An 18,850-nucleotide genomic window follows, 5' to 3' on the forward strand; every position below is an offset into this window, starting at 1 on the left:
TTCCTTCGTGGTGGTGGATGGTGCTTGGGTTTCCGCGCTGTGGGGCCGCGCGGAACGAAGCGAGGCCACCAGCACCCTATCGAGTGCTGGTGGCCTCACGCTCACGGGAGGGTGAGCATCTGGTGGTGGTGAACGGACATCAGATCGAGATCGCCCGGTCGGTCGCCTTCACCGGCGCCGGCAGGATCGTCGAGCCCTCGAGGTACTCGTCGACCTTCGCCGCCGCCGCGCGGCCCTCGGCGATCGCCCAGACGATGAGCGACTGCCCGCGGCCGGCGTCACCGGCGACGAACACACCCGGCTCGTTGGTCGTGTAGTCGGCCTGGCGGGAGACGGCGCCGGAGACGGTGGTCGGCAGGCCGAGCTGCGGCTCGAGCGTGTCGGTCTCCGGACCGGTGAAGCCCATCGCGACGAGGACGAGGTCCGCGGGGATCTCGCGCTCGGTGCCGGCCTTCGGGACCCGACGGCCGTCGAGGTACTCGGTCTCGGCGACACGGAGCGCCCGGACCTCGCCGGCCTCGTTCGACAGGAACTCGACGGTCGACGCCAGGTAGTGCCGCTCGCCGCCCTCCTCGTGCGCGCTGGTGACCTCGAACACGGTCGGGAACATCGGCCACGGCTGCTCGGACGGACGCTCCAGCGGCGGCTGCTTGCCGATCGCCAGGTTCGTCACGCTCAGTGCGCCCTGCCGGTGCGCGGTGCCGATGCAGTCCGCACCGGTGTCGCCACCGCCAATGACGATGACGTGCTTGCCCTCGGCCGTCAGCTGGTTGTCGACCTTCGTGCCCGCGTTCGCCTTGTTCTGCTGGACCAGGTAGTCCATCGCGAAGTGGACGCCCTCGAGGTCGCGCCCGGGGATGGGCAGGTCGCGGGGCACCGTGGCACCGGTCGCGACGACGACCGCGTCGTAACGCGACTTCAGGTCGTCCCAGGTGATGTCGCGGCCGATCTCGACGCCTGCGCGGAAGCGGGTGCCCTCGGCCTGCATCTGGGCGAGACGCGCGTCGATCTGGCGCTTCTCCATCTTGAAGTCCGGGATGCCGTAGCGGAGGAGCCCGCCGATGCGGTCGTCACGCTCGTAGACGGCGACGGTGTGCCCGGCGCGGGTGAGCTGCTGCGCGGCGGCGAGTCCGGCCGGGCCGGAACCGACGACGGCGACGGTCTTGCCGGTCAGGCGCTCCGGCGGGTGCGGGGTGACCCACCCGTTCTGGAACGCCTCGTCGATGATCGAGACCTCGACCTGCTTGATCGTCACCGGGGGCTGGTTGATGCCGAGCACGCACGATGACTCGCACGGTGCCGGGCAGAGCCGACCGGTGAACTCCGGGAAGTTGTTCGTCGCGTGGAGTCGCTCGATCGCCTGACGGCCCTCGCCGCGCCACGTGAGGTCGTTCCACTCCGGGATGAGGTTGCCGAGCGGGCACCCCTGGTGGCAGAACGGGACGCCGCAGTCCATGCAGCGACCGGCCTGGCGCTTGAGCGCGCCGGACTCCTGCTGCTCGTAGACCTCTTTCCAGTCCATGAGCCGCACGGGGACGGGACGACGGGGCGGGAGCTCGCGCTCCTGCACCTTCAGGAAGCCCTTGGGGTCAGCCACCAGTTACCTCCAGGATCCGGTTCCAGACGACGTCGCCGTCCGGGTCGAGGCCCTCGTTCACGGCCTGCTGTCGGGTTTCGAGCACGGCCGCGTAGTCGCGCGGCAGCACCTTGACGAAGTCGCTCAGGTCGCCGGACTCGAGCAGTTCGGTCGCCAGCGCCGACCCGGTCTCCGCCGCGTGGCGGGCGAGCAGGTCGGTGACGATCTCGACGTCGGCGCTGTCGAGCGGCTCGAGCCGGAGTTCGCCCGACGCGAGCGAGTCGGTGTTCACGTGCTCCTCTCGGAGACCACGGACGTAGGCCGTGCCGCCGGACATGCCGGCGCCGAGGTTCCGCCCGGTCTCGCCGAGGATGAGCGCGAGGCCACCCGTCATGTACTCGAGCGCGTGGTCCCCCACGCCCTCGACCACCGCGGTGGCACCGGAGTTGCGCACCAGGAAGCGCTCGCCCACGATGCCGCGGATGAACATGCTGCCCTGGGTGGCGCCGTAGCCGATGACGTTGCCCGCGATGACGTTCTGCGCCGGGTCGAACCCGGAGCCGGCGTCCGGTCGCACGATGATCTCGCCGCCGGACAGGCCCTTGCCGACGTAGTCGTTGCTGTCGCCGATGAGCCGCAGCGTGATGCCGGCCGGCAGGAACGCGCCGAGCGACTGGCCCGCCGAACCGCGCAGGGTCACGTCGATCGACCCGGAGGGCAGCCCGTTCTCGCCGTGGCGCAGGGTGACCTCGTGGCCGAGCATCGTGCCGACGGCGCGCTCGGTGTTCCGGATCGGCAGGTCCAGCGAGATCGTGCCGCCGTGCTCGAGCACGTCCGACGTCTGCTGGATGAGCTGCACGTCGAAGTGCTGCTCGAGCTCGTGGTCCTGGTCGCGGTGGTGCCGGCGCGGCTCGTCGGCCTCGAAGTGCGGACCGTTGAGGACGGGCTCGAGGTCGAGACCCGACGCCTTCCAGTGCTGCACGGCGCGGTCCACGTCGAGGGCGTCGGCCTGGCCGATCGCCTCTTCGAGGGTGCGGAAGCCGAGCTCGGCGAGGAGCTCGCGGACCTCTTGCGCGATGAACTCGAAGAAGTTCACGACGAACTCGGGCTTGCCGGTGAAGCGCTTCCGGAGCTCCGGGTTCTGCGTCGCGACGCCGACCGGGCAGGTGTCCAGGTGGCACACCCGCATCAGGATGCACCCCTCGACGACGAGCGGCGCGGTCGCGAAGCCGTACTCCTCGGCGCCGAGCAACGCGGCCACGACGACGTCACGGCCGGTCTTCATCTGCCCGTCGACCTGCACGACCACCCGGTCGCGCATGCCGTTCAGCATGAGGGTCTGCTGCGTCTCCGCCAGCCCGATCTCCCACGGGGTGCCCGCGTGCTTGAGCGAGTTGAGCGGCGACGCACCCGTCCCGCCGTCGTGCCCGGAGACGAGCACGACGTCGGCGAGGGCCTTCGTGACACCCGCGGCCACGGCCCCGATGCCCGACTGGCTGACGAGCTTCACGTGCACGCGAGCGGACGGGTTGGCCCGCTTCACGTCGAAGATCAGCTGCTTGAGGTCCTCGATCGAGTAGATGTCGTGGTGCGGCGGCGGCGAGATGAGGCCGACGCCCGCGGTCGCGTGGCGGGTCCGGGCGACCCACGGGTACACCTTCGTCGGGGGCAGCTGCCCGCCCTCGCCGGGCTTCGCACCCTGCGCCATCTTCAGCTGGATGTCCGTCGCGTGGGTCAGGTACATGCTCGTGACGCCGAAGCGCCCGGATGCCACCTGCTTGATCGCGCTGCGACGCTCGGGGTCGAGCAGACGGTCGACGTCCTCGCCGCCCTCACCCGTGTTCGACCGGCCACCGAGACGGTTCATCGCGATGGCGAGTGTCTCGTGGGCTTCCTTCGAGATGGACCCGTAGGACATCGCACCGGTGTTGAACCGCTTGACGATCGACTCGATCGACTCGACCTCGTCGAGCGGGACCGGCTTCCGGGCGTCCGTCTTGAACCGGAACAGCCCGCGGAGGGTCATCAGCTGCTCGGACTGGTCGTCGACGGCCTTCGAGTACTCGCGGAAGATGTCGTACCGGCGCGAACGGGTCGCGTGCTGGAGCCGGAACACCGTGTCCGGGTTGAACAGGTGCGGCGGCCCCTCGCGGCGCCACTGGTACTCGCCGCCGGTCTGGAGGCGCTCGTGCGAGAGCACCGCGCCGTCCTGCGGGTACGCCTGGGCGTGCCGCTCGGCGTTCTCCTTCGCGATGACCTCGATGCCGACGCCGCCGAGGATCGACGAGGTGCCGGTGAAGTAGCGGTCGACGAACTCCTGGCTGAGCCCGACGGCCTCGAACGCCTGGGCGCCCGCGTAGCTCGACACCGTGGAGATGCCCATCTTCGACATGATCTTCAGGACGCCCTTGCCGAGCGCCTTGATCACGTTCTTGACGGCCTGCTCCGGCGTGATGCCGGTGATCATGCCCTGACGCACGAGGATCTCGCACGTCTCCATGGCGAGGTACGGGTTGATCGCCGACGCGCCGTACCCGATGAGGGTCGCCACGTGGTGGACCTCGCGCACGTCGCCGGCCTCAACGATCAGACCGACCTTCATGCGCTGCTCGGTGCGGATCAGGTGGTGGTGCACCGCCGCGAGCAGCAGGAGGCTCGGGACCGGCGCCTGCTCGGCGTTGCCGTCGCGGTCGGACAGCACGATGAACTGCTTGCCCGACTCGATGGCGGCGTCGACCTCGTCGCACACCGCCGCGATCCGCTTCTGCATCGCCTTCTTGCCCGCGTCGACGCGGTACAGGCCCTTGATCGTGACCGTCAGGTGCCGACCGGTCCCGGTCTCGAAGTGCTGGATCTTCGCGAGCTCGTCGTTGTCGATGACCGGGAAGTCGAGCGTGATCTGCTTCGCGTGCTCCGGCCCGGCGGTGAGGAGGTTGCGCTCCGGACCGAGCCCCATCCCCATCGAGGTGATGACCTGCTCGCGGATCGAGTCGAGCGGCGGGTTCGTGACCTGGGCGAACTGCTGTGTGAAGTAGTCGAACAGCAGCCGCGGACGCTGGGACAGCACGGCGATCGGCGTGTCCGAACCCATGGCGCCGAGGGGCTCCGCGCCGGTCTGGGCCATCGGACGCAGCAGGATGCGGACCTCTTCCTCGGTGTAGCCGAACGCGCGCTGGCGCCGGGTCACGGAGGCCGGGGTGTGCACGATGTGCTCACGGTCGGGCAGGTCGGAGAGGTTGATGCGGCCCTGCTCGAGCCACTCGCCCCACGGGCCCGACGTGGCGAGCTCGCGCTTGACCTCGTCGTCCTCGATGATGCGACCGGCTTCGGTGTCGACCAGGAACATCCGGCCGGGGCGCAGGCGGCCCTTGCGGACGACCTTGCCCGCGGGCACGTCGATGACACCGGTCTCGGAGCCCATCACGATGAGGCCGTCGTCGGTGACGAGGAAGCGCCCGGGGCGGAGCCCGTTGCGGTCGAGCGTCGCGCCCACCACGGAGCCGTCCGTGAAGGTGATCGCCGCCGGGCCGTCCCACGGCTCCATGAGCATCGAGTGGTACTCGTAGAACGCCCGGAGCTCGGGGTCCATCCCGACCTGGTTCTCCCAGGCCTCCGGCACCATCATCGACACCGCGTGCGGCAGCGAGCGACCGGTGAGCGTGAGGAGCTCGAGGACCTCGTCGAAGGACGCCGAGTCGCTCGCGCCCGGGCTGACGATCGGCAGGAGCGGAGCCATGTCGCCGAGCAGTTCGCTCTGCAGCTGCGACTGCCGCGCGCGCATCCAGTTGCGGTTGCCGCGGACGGTGTTGATCTCACCGTTGTGCGCCAGCGTGCGGAACGGCTGCGCGAGCGGCCACGACGGGAACGTGTTCGTGGAGTACCGCGAGTGGACGATCGCGAGCTTCGACGCGAAGCGCTCGTCGCTGAGGTCCGGGTAGAAGGGCTCGAGCTGGAGCGTCGTGACCATGCCCTTGTAGACCATGGTCCGGCTCGACAGCGACATGAAGTAGACCTCGGTGTCGTGCTCGGCACGCTTCCGCAGGCGGAAGGCCTGACGGTCGAGGGCGATGCCGCTCCACGACGCACCGTGCACGTCGTGCCGGATCGACGCGACGAACAGCTGCTCGAACGCCGGCATCGCCGCGCGGGCCAGCGTGCCGAGGACCTCCGGACGCACCGGGACCTCGCGCCAGCCGAGGACCCGCAGGCCCTCTTCGCGAGCGAGGCGCTCGACGGCGCCCTTCACCGCGTGCCGCTCGTCCTCGTCGAGGGGCAGGTACGCCGTGCCGACGGCGTACTCCCCCGCTGCCGGCAGGTCAAACGCGACCTCGGAACGGAAGAAGGCGTCCGGCACCTGGCAGAGGATGCCGGCGCCGTCACCGGTACCGGCGTCCGAACCGACGGCACCGCGGTGCTCGAGGTTGCGCAGGGCGCCGAGCGCGGCGTCGACGATGTCGTGCCCCGCCGTCCCGCGGAGGGTCGCGACCATCGCGAGGCCGCACGCGTCCTTCTCGTTCGCCGGGTCGTACATGCCGGCGGCGTCCGGGATCGCGGAGAACCGCCGGTGCGGCGGCACGAGGCCTGCGGACTGGGGTGGCTGGAGCGCCATGGGGAACCGTCCTCACGAGGAAGTGGAACAGGGACAGCGGTGGCCCGGTGGTGCGTTCCGCCCGAGCGGGCGGGACTGGTGCCCGTGCCCGCCGACAGTGAGTTGCCCTGTCGGCGTGCGAGGTGTCGGACGCGCTTGTGGCAGGTCCAGTGGGGTGCGGCTGGCGATCGTGACCGATCCGGGATCGGTCACGCAGGAGGGGTGCTTCCTAGCCGCGGCCAGTCGCGGGAGTGGCGACCGGATCGGACTCGGTGACCGCCGCCGGAGCGTCGTCGTCGTTCTCCGACCAGGTGTCGTCCGAGTCTACATCGGACTTCGAGCGCGGCTCGCGACCGGGCAGGTAGGGACTCGGCTCCTTGCCGACGTGCCGCTTGGTCTGCACGAGGAAGATGATGATGCCGAGCAGGATCGCGGCGAAGGCCACCCAGACGTTGGTGCGGATGCCGAAGAAGGTCTCGCTCGTGTCGACGCGGATCGACTCGAGGACGGAGCGGCCGGTGCCGTACCAGACGAGGTACAGCGCCATGACGCGGCCCCACTGCAGCTGGAACTTGCGGTCGAGCAGCAGGATCACCACGACGCCGACGACGTTCCAGATGATCTCGTAGAGGAACGTCGGGTGGAACAGCGTGCCCTCGGGCAGGCCCTTCGGGTACGCGGCGTTCGAGGACTCGATCTGCAGGCCCCACGGCAGGCTGGTCGGCATGCCGAAGAGCTCGTGGTTGAAGTAGTTGCCGAGGCGGCCGAAGGCCTGGGCGAGCAGGACGCCCGGTGCGACGGCGTCGATGAACGCGCTGAACCGCAGGCCGACCTGGCGGCAGCCGATCCACGCGCCGACGGAGCCCAGGATGAGCGCGCCGAAGATCGCGAGGCCGCCTTCCCAGATGTAGAGGAAGGAGAGCGGGTCGCGGCCCGGCCCGAAGTAGTCGCTGACGTGCGTGAACACGTGGAAGAGGCGGCCACCGATGATGCCTGCGGGCACCGCCCAGATCGCGATGTCGATGATGATCCAGCGCTCGACCCCGCGCGCGTTGAGGCGACGGTTGGCGAGCACGACGGCGGCGACGATCCCGAGGAGGATGCAGATCGCGTACGCGTGGATGCGGAAGTCGAGCGGCAGCGACCAGCCGAACACGTCACGCAGCCAGGCGGTGAGGTCGAAGTACTGCCAGGCGGTGCTCGGGCTCGGGATGCTCAGGAGGGGCATGGAGGTGCTGTCGCCTTTCGGTGCTGGCTGCCGCGGTGCTGGCTGGCTGTGCCGACGTGTCGCCGGACCCGCTCACTGTAGCGCGGGACGGGGGCGGGTCAGGAACCGGGGGCCCGGTCCTGTGGAAACTGTGACCGACGCCGGTGACGGACTGGAGGCGCGGTGCGGGTGACCGACGTCGGTCACCCGCACCGCGCCTCCAGTCCGACCGCTCGTCGGTGACGGACGGACGACCGGCCGCGGTCGACGGCGGCCGGACTGTCAGCGGCGCTGCGCGGCTCGGGCTCTCAGCGGCGCTTCGCGCCCGTCGTCAGGTCGGCAGCGCGGTCGGCGACGCCCTGGACGCCCAGGTCGGCCAGCGCGCGCACGAAGGCGGAACCGACGATCGCGCCGTCGGCGTACTCGAGGACCTCGCCCACCTGGTCGGCGGTCGAGATGCCGAGCCCGACGCACGTGCGCGCGACCCCGGCGTCACGGAGGCGCGACACGACGGTGCGGGCGGCGACGTCGACGCCGACCCGGGCGCCGGTGACGCCCATCGTCGACACGGCGTACACGAACCCGCGGCTCGCCGACACGGCCTGCTGCATCCGCGCGTCCGTCGACGACGGCGCGGCGAGGAACACCCGGTCGAGGCCGGTGCGCTCGGACGCGGCGATCCACTCGGCGCCCTCGTCCGGCACCAGGTCCGGCGTGATGAGCCCGGCGGCGCCGGCGGCGACGAGGTCGTCGGCGAACCGGTCCACCCCGTAGCGGAGCACCGGGTTCCAGTACGTCATCACGAGCACCGGGACGTTCGCCCGCTCGGTGATCTGGTGCACGGCGTCGAAGACCTGCGCGACCCGGAAGCCGTTCGCCAGGCTCTCCTCGGCCGCGCGCTGGATGACTGGGCCGTCCATGACCGGGTCGGAGTACGGCAGCCCGAGCTCGATGACGTCCACGCCGTTCTCGGCGAGGGCGACCGCGGCGTCGATGCTGGTCTGCACGTCCGGGTAGCCGGCGGGCAGGTAGCCGACGACGGCACCGGCGCGCTCGGCGCTGGCGGTGTCGATGGTGTCCGCGACCGTCCGGTGCGCGTTCGTCGGCGTGGAGTCCGTCTGGGAGGTGGTCACAGCTGCACCGCGTTCTCGTCGAGGATGCCGAAGTAGCGACTGGCGGACGCGACGTCCTTGTCGCCGCGGCCGGACAGGGAGACCAGGATGACGCCCTCGGGGCCGAGCTCCTGGCCGAGCTGCATCGCGCCGGCGAGGGCGTGCGCGGACTCGATCGCGGGCAGGATGCCCTCGGTGCGGCTCAGCAGGCGGAACGCCTCCATCGCCTCGCTGTCGGTGATCGGCGTGTACTTCGCGCGACCGATCGACGCGAGGTACGCGTGCTCGGGGCCGACGCTCGGGTAGTCGAGCCCGGCGGAGATGCTGTGGCTCTCGATCGTCTGGCCGTCCTCGTCCTGCATGAGGTAGGACTTCGTGCCCTGCAGGACGCCCTCGCGCCCGAGCGTGATGCTCGCGGCGTGACGGCCGGTCTCGACGCCGTCGCCGCCCGCCTCGAACCCGTGCAGCGCGACCGACTCGTCGTCGAGGAAGGCCTCGAAGATGCCCATCGCGTTCGATCCACCACCGACGCACGCGGCGACGGCGTCGGGCAGTCGGCCGACCTTGTCGAGCACCTGCTGGCGGGCCTCTTCACCGATCACCTTGTGGAACTCACGCACCATCTCGGGGAACGGGTGCGGGCCGGCGACCGTGCCGAGCAGGTAGTGCGTCGAGTCGACGTTGGCGACCCAGTCGCGCAGTGCGTCGTTGATGGCGTCCTTGAGGGTGCGGGAACCGGTCTCGACCGGGATCACCTCGGCGCCGAGCAGGCGCATCCGTGCGACGTTGAGCGCCTGCCGCTCGGTGTCGACCGCGCCCATGTACACGACGCAGTCCATGCCGAACAGGGCCGCGGCGGTCGCGGTGGCGACGCCGTGCTGGCCGGCGCCGGTCTCGGCGATGAGGCGGGTCTTGCCGAGCCGCCGTGCGACGAGCGCCTGGCCGAGCACGTTGTTGATCTTGTGCGAGCCGGTGTGGTTCAGGTCCTCGCGCTTGAGGATGATCCGGGCACCGCCGGCGTGCTTCGCGAACCGCGGCGCCTCGGTGATGATCGACGGGCGACCGGTGTAGTCGCGCTGGAGCGTGTCCAGCTCGTCGCGGAACGCCGGGTCGGCCCAGGCTTCGCGGAAGGCCGCCTCGAGTTCGTCGAGTGCGAGCACCAGCGACTCGGGGACGAAACGCCCGCCGAAGTCGCCGAAGTACGGCCCGTGCAGGTCACGGAGTGAAGTCACGATGGGTCTCCCGGGACGAGCCCGGCGGACCGGGCTGGGACGAACCCGGCGAACCGGGCTGTGGTGCGCCCGGCGGACCGGGCGGTGGAGGGCGTCGGTCGTTCAGCCGCGGTCGGCGGCTGCGATGAAGGACGCGAGCGTGGCGGCGGGGTCGTCGCCCGTCACGAGCGCCTCACCCACCAGGACGACGTCGGCACCCGCGGAGCGGTAGTGCGCGACGTCGGCGGGACCGGCGACGGCGGACTCGGCGACCCGCACGACCCCGTCGGGGATGCGGTCGGCGAGGGACCCGAACAGGTCGCGGTCGAGCGAGAAGTCGGTGAGGTCACGGGCGTTGACGCCGAGGATCCGCGCGCCGGCGTCGAGGCCGCGGGCGACCTCGTCCCCGGAGTGCGCCTCGACCAGGACCCGCATGCCGAGCTCTTCAGCGAGGGTGTGGAGCTCGACCAGCTGCTGCTGCTCGAGCGCCGCCACGATGAGGAGCACGACGTCGGCACCCGACGCGCGCGCCTCGATCACCTGGTAGGGATCGGCGATGAAGTCCTTGCGGAGCACCGGGACGCCGACACGGGCCTTGACGGCTTCGAGGTCGGCGAGGCTGCCGAGGAACTTCCGGCCCTCGGTCAGGACGCTGATCGTGGACGCCCCACCGCGCTCGTAGTCGGCCGCGAGGGACGCCGGGTCCTCGATCGTCGCCATCGACCCGCGGGACGGGCTGGCGCGCTTGACCTCGGCGAGGATCTTCACGCGGTCACCCGGCGCGAGGAACTCGAGGGCGTCGAGCGGGGACGCCACCCGGTCGAGGTCGCGTTCGACGTCGGAGTACGGACGGTCGACGCGACGGGCTGCGGCGTCCTCGAGCGCGCCCGCGACGAGGGTCTCGAGCACGTTCGGCATGGCCGGACCTACTCGGAGTGGTGCTTGGGGACGAACTTCGGACCGTCGACGCCGTAGCCCGCCTTCTTCATGACGCCACCGGCGATGAGGCCGATGAGCACCACGCCGGCGGAGACCCAGACGCCCCACGGCTGGTCGAACCAGAAGAACAGCGTGCCGGCCGCGAATCCGATCAACATGATCACGACGGCGGTCCAGGCTGCCGGCGAGTGGCCTTCGCCGAGTTCTGCGGGCTCAGTGTTGCTCACGGTGCTCCTCGTTCTGCTTCGGCGCCGTCGTTCGACCGGCGCCCCTCCGATCCTACCGGTTCATCCCCGGGTGCCGAGGCGACCCCGCCGCCGTCGGTGGACTGCTCCGTCGGGTCGACCCCGGCGCTCAGGTCGTCCCAGTCGACGACCGCGTCGCGCTCGACGGGTGCGGCCGCCCGGGCCTGCGCGGCGGCACCGGCGGTGGCCGCGCCGTACTTCCGGCTCGGGCCCGGCCACGAGCGCTGGACGACGAGCACGACGATCCCGAGGAGCACGGCGAGCACGCCGCCGACGATGCCGACGGCGGGCCACGCGGACACCTCGACGGAGTCGACGACACGTCGGACCGCGGTGAGGTCGCTCACGCCCGCGACCGTGCCGACCGCACCCTTCGCCGCGGCGACCGGGTCGGCGAGGGCCGAGATGCCCGACCAGACGACGCCGAGTCCGAGCAGGACCTCGACCGCCGCCAGGACGATCCGGACCACGCGGCCGGCGATGGTCATCGCCAGGAACAGCGCGAGGCTCGCGATCGCCAGCGCGGTGTACTGCGGCACCACGGCCGCGCCGTCGGCGTCCACCCGGGCGGTCACGGCCGCACCGGCGTGCAGGTGCACGGTGAACCAGGTCTGCGTCCACGCGAGCATGATGATGCCGGCGACCGCGAGGCCTGCGACGACGACGAGCGGACGGGAGCGCCGGGCGTTCACGACCGCACCTCGCGCATCCGGTTCGCCGTCGCCACGGCGCGGAGCGGTGCCGCGGCCTTGTTGACGGCTTCCTCGTGCTCGGTCTGCGGGTCGGAGTCGGCGACGAGCCCGGCGCCGGCCTGCACGCGCGCGACGCCGTCCTTGATCAGGGCCGTGCGGATCGCGATCGCCAGGTCGGCGTCACCGGCGAAGTCGAAGTAGCCGACGACCCCGGCGTAGGCCCCGCGCTTGGCAGGTTCGAGCTCGTCGATGATCTGGAGTGCGCGCGGCTTCGGCGCACCGGACAGCGTGCCCGCGGGGAACGTCGCCCGGAACACGTCGATCGCCGAGGCGTCCGGACGGACCGCCCCCTCGACGCTCGACACCAGGTGCATGATGTGGCTGAAGCGCTCGACCGTCATGAACTCGGTGACCGCGACGGTGCCCGGTTCGCAGACCTTCTGCAGGTCGTTGCGCGCGAGGTCGACGAGCATGAGGTGCTCGGCACGCTCCTTCGGGTCCTCGAGCAGCTCCTCGCCGAGGCGGACGTCCTCTTCCGGAGTCGCCCCACGCGGCCGGGAGCCGGCGATCGGGTGCGTGATCGCCCGGCCGGACTGCACCTTCACCAGGGCCTCCGGCGAGGCGCCGACGATCCAGAAGCGCTCGTCGGCGGTGTCGGCCAGCGACAGGAAGTACATGTACGGGCTCGGGTTGAGCGTCCGCAGCACCCGGTAGACGTCGAGCGGGTCGGCCGTCACCTCGTGGTCGAACCGCTGCGAGATGACGACTTGGAACACGTCGCCGTCACGGATGAAGTCCTTCGAGCGCTCGACGGCGGCCATGTACTCGGCCGGGGTCGAGCGGTGCGTCGGGGTCGGATCCGCGATGTCGAACGCCTCCGCCACGGTCGCGACGCTCGGGACGACCAGGTCGCCCTGCATCCGGTCGAGCCGCGCCTGCGCGTCCGCCCAGAGGACGTCCGCCGCGTCCGTGCCGTCGTTGAGCACGCTCGCGACGAGCAGCACGAGGCCGGTGCGGTGGTCGAGCGCGGCGAGCTCGGACACGAAGGCGAGCGACTGGCCGGGGACGTCGAAGTCCGCGGCGGGCACGTTCGGCAGGTGTTCGAGCTGCCGGACGGCCTCCCAGCCGATGAACCCGACGGTGCCGCCGACGAGCGGCGGACTGCCCGGGATGCGCGGGGTCGCCCAGCGCTCGTGCAGGCGTGCGAGGACCTCGAGCGGCTCACCGTCGAGCGAGTCGACGGCGCGCGACGCCGGGATCCCGGTGTCGATCCACGCCGCACGGTCGCCGTCCTGCGTGAGCACGCCGAAGCTGCGCACGCCGACGAAGGACCAGCGCGACCAGAGGCCGCCCTGTCCCGCCGACTCGAGCAGGAACGAACCGGGACGGCCGTCGGCCAGCTTGCGGTAGACACCGACCGGCGTCTCGCTGTCCGCGTAGAGCGCGCGGACCACGGGGACGACGCGGTGGTCGTCGAGCAGGCTGTCGAACTCCGGCCTGGAGGTCGTGTGCGGCTGGTCGGAGAGCGTCGCGGTCGTCATCGGGTCACCTCCACTGCCGGAGCGGCCTGGGCGGACACGGTCGCGTCCGTCGGGGCCGACACCGTGGCGTCCGCGGGCGCCGACGCCAACGCCGACGTGACCGCGGGCGCCGACGCCGTCACGGGGTCGAGCGGGTCGACGTCGAAGCACCGGTGGGCACCGGTGTGGCAGGCCGCGCCGACCTGGTGCACGGTGACGAGCAGCGTGTCCGCGTCGCAGTCGAGCGCCGCGCCGCGCACGTACTGCGCGTGGCCCGAGGTGTCGCCCTTGCGCCAGTACTCGTTCCGCGAGCGGGACCAGAAGGTCACCCGCCCCTCGGTGAGGGTGCGGCGGAGGGCTTCCCGGTCCATGTACCCGAGCATGAGGACGTCCTTCGACGATTCCTCCTGCACGATGGCGGGGAGCAGCCCGTCCGCACCGAACCGCGCGCGGTCGAGGACCGCGTCCGTGCTGGTGCTGGTGCTGTCGGTCATGAGACTCCTAGCGTACGGCGTGGCCGGACGCGCGCAGCGCGTCCTTGACGTCGCCCACCGTCATCTCGCCACGGTGGAAGACGGACGCGGCGAGGAGGGCATCCGCACCCGCCTCGACGGCTGGGGCGAAGTGCTCGAGCCGACCCGCGCCTCCAGAGGCGATGACCGGCACCGAGGAGACCGCACGGACCGCGGCCACGAGCTCGAGGTCGAACCCGTTCTTCGTGCCGTCCGCGTCGATGGAGTTGACCAGCAGCTCCCCCGCACCGCGCTCGACGGCCTCACGCGCCCAGGCGACCGCGTCGAGGTCGGACTCGGTCCGGCCGCCGTGCGTCGTCACCACGAAACCGGACGGCATCCGGTCCGAGCGCTTGACGTCGAGGGACAGCACGACGGCCTGTGCGCCGAACCGGTCCGCGATCTCGCCCACCAGCTCCGGGCGGGCGATCGCGGCGCTGTTCACGCCGATCTTGTCCGCCCCGCACTGCTGCAGGCGCGAGACGTCGTCGACGCTCCGCACGCCACCGCCGACCGTGAGCGGGATGAAGACCTGCTCGGCCGTCCGGGTCACCGTGTCGTACATCGTCGAGCGGTTCTCGACCGTGGCACCGACGTCGAGGAAGGTCAGCTCGTCGGCACCCTGCTCGTAGTACCGCGCGGCGAGCTCGACCGGGTCACCGGCGTCCTGCAGGTCGAGGAAGTTCACGCCCTTGACGACCCGGCCGCCCTGCACGTCGAGGCACGGGATGACCCGGACGGAGACCCCGCTCACAGCCGTGCGGCGTGGATCGGGCTGACGAGGATGGCACGCGCGCCGAGGTCGTAGAGCGCGTCCATGATGAGGTTGGCGTCCTCGCGCGGGATCATCACCCGGACCGCCGACCAGTCGCGGCCGTGCAGCGGGGACACCGTCGGGGACTCGATGCCGGACGCCACCGCGGTGGCCTGCTCGAGGAGCGCCGTCGGGATGTCGTAGTCGAGCATCACGTAGCCGCGCGCGACCAGGACGCCCTGCAGCCGACGCCGGAGCACGTCGATGCCCGGGATCGACTCGTCGGTCGAGATGAGGAGCGCGGTCGACTCGAGGATCACCGGGCCGAAGATCTCGAGGCCAGCGGCGCGGAGCGTGCTGCCGGTCGAGACGACGTCGGCCACGGCGTCGGCGACCCCGAGGCGCACCGCGCTCTCCACCGCGCCGTCGAGCTTCACGAGCGTCGCGGTCACGCCGTGCTTCGCGAGGAAGTCCCCGACGAGGCCCGGGTAGCTCGTCGCGACCCGCACGCCGTCGAGGTCCTGCAGCGAGGCGTAGCGACCGGGGGTGCCGGCGAAGCGGAACGTCGAGTCGGCGAAGCCGAGCGCGTCGACCTCGTGCGCCGCGGACCCGGAGTCGAGCAGGAGGTCGCGGCCGGTGATGCCGACGTCGAGCGCGCCGGAGCCGACGTACGTGGCGATGTCGCGCGGACGGAGGAAGAAGAACTCCACCCCGTTGCGCTCGTCGAGCAGGTGGAGGGCCTTCGGGTCGCGGCGACCGGCGTACCCGGCCTCACGCAGCATCTCGGAAGCGGTCTCGGAGAGGGAGCCCTTGTTGGGCACGGCGATGCGGAGCATCAGGTGGTCTGCTTTCTGTGGGAGGAGTCCGGGACGGTCGGGGCCGGCGCAGGACGCGCCGTCCTACAGATGTCGCCAGACGTCCGCCGGGGTCAGGCCCTTCGCGATCATCAGGACCTGCAGGTGGTACACGAGCTGCGAGATCTCCTCCGAGGTGCGCTCGTCGCCCTCGTACTCGGCCGCCATCCAGACCTCGGCTGCCTCTTCCACGATCTTCTTGCCGATCTGGTGCACGCCGGCGTCCAGTTCGGCGACGGTGCCGGAGCCCTCGGGGCGCGTGCGCGCCTTCTCGGTGAGCTCCTGGAACAGGTCGTCGAACGTCTTCACGCCGACCAGGCTACCGTCCTGCGCCGGCACTGCGGACGTACCGTCCGGACGGGAGGCGCGGCTCGGGTCCGCGACGCCGGTCACGTCGACCGCGTCGGCCGTCACGAGCCCGCGACGGCTGCTGCCGCCGCCGCACGCAGGTCCGCGATCCGCGACGCCGGCTCGCCGCCGTACACGGCCGATCCCGCGACGAGCGTGTCCGCACCGCTCCGCACGGCCTCCGGCACGGTGTCGACCGCGATGCCGCCGTCGACCTCGAGCCACACGTCGAGCCCGGAGGCGTCCACGGCCGCGCGCGCGTCGGCGAGCTTCGGCATGACGGACGACATGAACGCCTGCCCGCCGAACCCCGGCTCGACGGTCATCAGCAGGATCATGTCGTAGGAGTCGAGGTGGTGCAGGACCTGCGTGATCGGGGTGCCGGGCTTCACCGCGACGGCTGCACGGGCGCCGTTCGAGCGGATCGCCGCGGCCGTCGCCACCGGGTCGTCCGCCGCCTCGAAGTGGAAGGTCACGCTCGACGCGCCGGTCTCGGCGTACTTCGGCGCCTCGGTGTCGGCGTTCGTGATCATCAGGTGCACGTCGAGCGGCACCGGCGAGACCTGCTGCAGCCGCTGCACGATCGGCAGGCCGAGCGTGAGGTTCGGCACGAAGTGGTTGTCCATCACGTCGACGTGCACCAGGTCGGCGGTCTCGATGCGGTGGAGCTCGCGCTCGAGGTTCGCGAAGTCGGCGGACAGGATGCTCGGCGAGATACGGATCGTCACCGCGCAAGCCTACCGGCGCACCGCTGGGTCGACGGGGTCAGGCGACGCGACGGAACAACGCGATGAACATCGCGTCCGTCCCGATCCGGTGCGGCCAGAGCTGCGCCGTGTCGCCGTCCGCCACCTGCGGGTCGCGCGCCGCGATCGAGCGCACGACACCTGCGGTGTCGACCTGCTCGAGGACCCCGCCGTGTCGCGCCATGAGCGCGTCCACCTGCCCCCGCGTCTCGGCGAGGTGCGGCGAGCACGTCACGTACGCCAGGGTCCCGCCCACCGCGAGCACCCGCACCGCCGCGTCGAGCAGCTCGGTCTGCAGCGCGGCGAGCTCGGGGACGTCCTCCGGCTGCTTCCGCCAGCGCGCCTCCGGGCGACGCCGGAGTGCGCCGAGACCGGTGCACGGCGCGTCGAGGAGGATCCGGTCGAAGGTGACGCCGGCCCCGTCGCGGCCGTACCGACGGCCGTCGCCCTGCACGACGGTGACGGTCTCGTCGAAGCCGGCGAGGGCCTTCCGGACGAGTCCGGCTCGCGCCGGCACGAGCTCGTTGGCGACGAGGGTTGCTCCGGTCCGCGCCGCCTCGGCAGCGAGCAGCGCCGCCTTGCCACCCGGTCCGGCGCACAGGTCGAGCCACCGCTCCCCCGCGCGCACCTCGGACGACCGGCTCAGCGCGAGGGCCGCCAGTTGCGACCCCTCGTCCTGCACGCGCAGCCGTCCGGCCGCGACACCCGGCACACGGGCCGGGTCGCCGGAGATCCCGCGGATCCCGACGGGCGAGACGGGCAGGTCCGGCACGCGGTCGTCGTCGCGGCCGGGAGGCGCGGCCTCCGTGTCGACGTCGACCTCCGCTCCGGGGTCGGCCGGTGCCGACTCGGCGGGCGCGGCGTCCGCCCCATCGGTCGCGTCCGCCTCGGCGGCGGGCAGGTCGTGGTCCGTCGGGGCTGCTGCACGCGTGGTGGCGTCCGAGACGTCCTCGTCGGTGGCGATGCCGGGGAGCGCGGCGAGCTGCACCCGCGGCGCCACGTTGTCGGCGGCCAGCAGTGCGGCGAGCTCGTCGCGGGACCGTTCGGCGGCGAGGGCGTCCCGGAGCGCAGACACCACCCACACCGGGTGCGACCAGCGCGCCGCGAGCAGAGCGTCGCCACCGCGGCCCTCGGTGATGAGGGCGTCCCACTCGTCGTCGGTGCGGGCGCCGACCTTCCGCAGGACGGCGTTCACGAAGCCGGTGGCCCGGTGCGCACCGACCTCGCGGGCGAGCTCGACCGTGGCCGAGACCGCGGCGTGGGTCGGCGTGCGCATGCCGAGGAGCTGGTGCGCACCGAGGCGCATCACGTCGAGCACGTCGGACTCGATGTTGTCGATGCGGCGCCCGGACGCGAGCGCGACGATCGCGTCGTAGCGGCCGAGCATCCGGATCGTGCCGTACGTCAGCTCGGTCGCGAACGCGGCGTCGCGAGCGGTGAGCCCGGCGCGACGGATGCGCGTCGGCAGCAGGAGGTTCGCGTAGGCGTCGTCGACCTGGACGGCGCGGAGCACGTCGAAGGCGACGCGGCGCGCGCTCGTCTGCCGGGGTCCGTGGTGCCGGCGCTGTGCGGTGTTCGAGCTGCTCATGCGAGGACCTTCCCGTCCAGCGTGCCGAGGCCGCGCGCCCAGGCTGCGGCGTCCATCGCCTTCTTGCCCGCGGGCTGCACCTCGGTGAGCACGAGCGGGTCGTCGGCGGTCCCGACGAGCAGCCGACCGCCCTGGACGGTCAGCGCACCGGGGGCGAGCGACGGGGCGGGGTCCGCCGTGCCTCCAGGCAGTCGAGCGCTGCGGAGCAGCTTCACGCGCGTCTCGCCGAGGTGGGCGTACGCGCCGGGCTCTGGTGTGACCCCGCGGAGGCGGGCGTGCACGGCGGCGGCGGGCGCGGCGAAGTCGATCCGGCCGTCCTCGATCGTGAGCTTCGGGGCGAGCGTCGGCTCGCCGGACTGATCGGTGGCGACGGCGGTGCCGGCCGCGATGTCGTCGACGACCCGCGCGACGACCTCGGCACCCGTGTCGGCCATGGCGGCGAGGACCTCGCCGGAGGTGGCCTCGGGGTCGATGTCGAACGGTTCGCTGGCGTGGACCGGGCCGGCGTCGAGCGCCTCGACGAGCTGGAACACCGTCGCGGCGGTGCGGGTGTCACCGGCCATCACGGCACGCTGCACGGGCGCGGCGCCGCGGTACGCCGGCAGGTCGGAGAAGTGCAGGTTCACCCAGCCGAGCCGCGGGGCATCGAGGGCCGGGCGACGCAGCAGGGCGCCGTACGCGACGATCACGCCGAGGTCGACGTCGAGCTCGGCGATGCGGGCGGTGACCTCGTCGTCGACGCGGGACGCCTCGATGACGGGGAGCCCGAGCTCCGCGGCGACCTGCGCCACCGGGGTCGGGGTGAGGACGCGCTTCCGGCCCTGCGGGGTCGCGGGACGGGTGAGCACCGCGGCGATCTCGTGGTCGGACGCCGCCAGCCGGCGGAGGGTGGGGACGGCCGCAGCGGGGCTGCCGGCGACGACGAGACGCATGGGTTCGATCCTCCCACGTCCCGGGG

The 18,850-nt window shown here is 71.9% G+C and carries 15 protein-coding genes and 1 pseudogene; all 16 read right to left on the reverse strand.

The features are described from left to right. Positions 1–139 precede the first annotated feature (139 nt). The gene (locus EDF64_RS07570; protein WP_133519421.1) at positions 140–1,597 is read right to left on the reverse strand and encodes a glutamate synthase subunit beta; all 1,458 of its coding nucleotides are present in this window, start codon (positions 1,595–1,597) and stop codon (positions 140–142) included. Then, positions 1,590–6,185 (reverse strand): glutamate synthase large subunit, encoded by a 4,596-nt coding sequence (gene gltB / locus EDF64_RS07575; RefSeq protein ID WP_432207019.1) that lies wholly within the window; start codon positions 6,183–6,185, stop codon positions 1,590–1,592. Before gltB ends, EDF64_RS07570 begins: the two co-directional genes overlap by 8 nt. 208 nt (positions 6,186–6,393) lie before the next feature. After that, a complete protein-coding gene (gene lgt / locus EDF64_RS07580; protein WP_133519422.1) occupies positions 6,394–7,392 on the reverse strand; it encodes a prolipoprotein diacylglyceryl transferase in 999 nt (332 codons plus the stop codon). 287 nt (positions 7,393–7,679) lie between these two features. After that, positions 7,680–8,504 carry a tryptophan synthase subunit alpha gene (trpA, locus tag EDF64_RS07585; protein ID WP_133519423.1) on the reverse strand — a complete coding sequence of 275 codons (825 nt, stop codon included), beginning with the start codon at positions 8,502–8,504 and terminating at the stop codon, positions 7,680–7,682. Beyond that, complete coding sequence (gene trpB / locus EDF64_RS07590; RefSeq protein ID WP_133519424.1) at positions 8,501–9,715, reverse strand: tryptophan synthase subunit beta; 1,215 nt, start codon at positions 9,713–9,715, stop codon at positions 8,501–8,503. Before trpB ends, trpA begins: the two co-directional genes overlap by 4 nt. Before the next feature lie 102 nt (positions 9,716–9,817). After that, positions 9,818–10,603, reverse strand: coding sequence for an indole-3-glycerol phosphate synthase TrpC (gene trpC / locus EDF64_RS07595; RefSeq protein WP_133519600.1), 786 nt, complete (start codon positions 10,601–10,603; stop codon positions 9,818–9,820). A 17-nt stretch (positions 10,604–10,620) separates the two neighbouring features. Continuing rightward, positions 10,621–10,860, reverse strand: coding sequence for an HGxxPAAW family protein (locus tag EDF64_RS07600; RefSeq protein ID WP_133519425.1), 240 nt, complete (start codon positions 10,858–10,860; stop codon positions 10,621–10,623). Continuing rightward, on the reverse strand, positions 10,857–11,570 hold the full coding sequence (locus tag EDF64_RS07605) for a Trp biosynthesis-associated membrane protein (protein ID WP_133519426.1): 714 nt from the start codon (positions 11,568–11,570) through the stop codon (positions 10,857–10,859). The genes EDF64_RS07600 and EDF64_RS07605 overlap by 4 nt, the downstream gene beginning before the upstream one ends. Then, the gene (locus tag EDF64_RS07610) at positions 11,567–13,111 is read right to left on the reverse strand and encodes an anthranilate synthase component I (protein ID WP_133519427.1); all 1,545 of its coding nucleotides are present in this window, start codon (positions 13,109–13,111) and stop codon (positions 11,567–11,569) included. The genes EDF64_RS07605 and EDF64_RS07610 overlap by 4 nt, the downstream gene beginning before the upstream one ends. Before the next feature lie 101 nt (positions 13,112–13,212). Next, positions 13,213–13,584: pseudogene (hisI, locus tag EDF64_RS07615) on the reverse strand (phosphoribosyl-AMP cyclohydrolase); the annotation flags it as partial. A gap of 7 nt (positions 13,585–13,591) precedes the next feature. Beyond that, positions 13,592–14,356 carry an imidazole glycerol phosphate synthase subunit HisF gene (gene hisF, locus EDF64_RS07620; RefSeq protein ID WP_133519429.1) on the reverse strand — a complete coding sequence of 255 codons (765 nt, stop codon included), beginning with the start codon at positions 14,354–14,356 and terminating at the stop codon, positions 13,592–13,594. Then, on the reverse strand, positions 14,353–15,192 hold the full coding sequence (gene hisG / locus EDF64_RS07625; RefSeq protein ID WP_133519430.1) for an ATP phosphoribosyltransferase: 840 nt from the start codon (positions 15,190–15,192) through the stop codon (positions 14,353–14,355). The genes hisF and hisG overlap by 4 nt, the downstream gene beginning before the upstream one ends. Positions 15,193–15,255: 63 nt before the next feature. Next, positions 15,256–15,519 (reverse strand): phosphoribosyl-ATP diphosphatase, encoded by a 264-nt coding sequence (locus tag EDF64_RS07630; protein ID WP_079238914.1) that lies wholly within the window; start codon positions 15,517–15,519, stop codon positions 15,256–15,258. Positions 15,520–15,620: 101 nt separating this feature from the next. Beyond that, positions 15,621–16,286 (reverse strand): ribulose-phosphate 3-epimerase, encoded by a 666-nt coding sequence (gene rpe, locus EDF64_RS07635; RefSeq protein WP_133519431.1) that lies wholly within the window; start codon positions 16,284–16,286, stop codon positions 15,621–15,623. 37 nt (positions 16,287–16,323) lie between these two features. Next, on the reverse strand, positions 16,324–17,892 hold the full coding sequence (locus EDF64_RS07640) for an RsmB/NOP family class I SAM-dependent RNA methyltransferase (RefSeq protein ID WP_133519432.1): 1,569 nt from the start codon (positions 17,890–17,892) through the stop codon (positions 16,324–16,326). Then, positions 17,889–18,824, reverse strand: coding sequence for a methionyl-tRNA formyltransferase (fmt, locus tag EDF64_RS07645; protein ID WP_133519433.1), 936 nt, complete (start codon positions 18,822–18,824; stop codon positions 17,889–17,891). Before fmt ends, EDF64_RS07640 begins: the two co-directional genes overlap by 4 nt. Positions 18,825–18,850 lie beyond the last annotated feature (26 nt).

Origin of the sequence: Curtobacterium flaccumfaciens, assembly GCF_004361695.1 — a bacterium.
GTDB classification, from domain to species: domain Bacteria; phylum Actinomycetota; class Actinomycetes; order Actinomycetales; family Microbacteriaceae; genus Curtobacterium; species Curtobacterium flaccumfaciens_B.

Bases quoted from the DNA above. Each gene is read 5' to 3' on its own strand.
- gltB (WP_432207019.1), bottom strand. From the start codon at position 6,185: ATGGCGCTCCAGCCACCCCAGTCCGCAGGCCTCGTGCCGCCGCACCGG.
- fmt (WP_133519433.1), bottom strand. From the start codon at position 18,824: ATGCGTCTCGTCGTCGCCGGCAGCCCCGCTGCGGCCGTCCCCACCCTC.
- EDF64_RS07640 (WP_133519432.1), bottom strand. From the start codon at position 17,892: ATGAGCAGCTCGAACACCGCACAGCGCCGGCACCACGGACCCCGGCAG.
- hisG (WP_133519430.1), bottom strand. From the start codon at position 15,192: ATGCTCCGCATCGCCGTGCCCAACAAGGGCTCCCTCTCCGAGACCGCT.
- lgt (WP_133519422.1), bottom strand. From the start codon at position 7,392: ATGCCCCTCCTGAGCATCCCGAGCCCGAGCACCGCCTGGCAGTACTTC.
- EDF64_RS07610 (WP_133519427.1), bottom strand. From the start codon at position 13,111: ATGACGACCGCGACGCTCTCCGACCAGCCGCACACGACCTCCAGGCCG.